General features: G+C 80.9%; 1 pseudogene. It reads right to left on the bottom strand.

The annotated features are described in order from the left end of the window. A pseudogene (locus AC2CJA_RS27280) lies at window positions 1-418 on the bottom strand (DNA-binding protein); the annotation flags it as partial.

Here is a 418-nt window from a genome sequence, read left to right as displayed (position 1 = left end):
GTCCAGGCCGGGGCCGAGCGCGCCGAGCGCCCGGCTGCGGGCGTCGCGCCCGCCGACCAGTCCGGCCAGGCGGGTGGCCGCCAGCCAGGCGCGGGCCAGACGCGTCCAGCGCCGCTCGGGCGGCTCCTCCAGCCACGCGTCGTAGGCGGGGGTGGGCGCGTACCGCTCGCCCTCCTCGCCGTCGGAGGCCAGCAGCCCGGCGGCGTGGGCCAGCTCGATCCAGAAGGCGGCGACGGGCTCGGACACGTCGAGGGCGACGGCGGTGCGCTTGAGGTCCCGTACGCCCAGGCCGCCCGCGCGCAGCACCGGCGGCGCGGCGGCCTCCGTGCTCCACAGCTCCAGCAGCTCCTCGACGGCCGCGAGCGCCGCCAGAGCCTGGCCCGCCCCGGCGGAGTCCGCCACCGCCGGTGTGCGGGCG

This window comes from Streptomyces sp. ATLC9, from assembly GCF_057196705.1.
The sequence above is the reverse complement of the archived record's forward strand: the minus strand, read 5'-3'. Positions and strand labels throughout refer to the sequence as shown.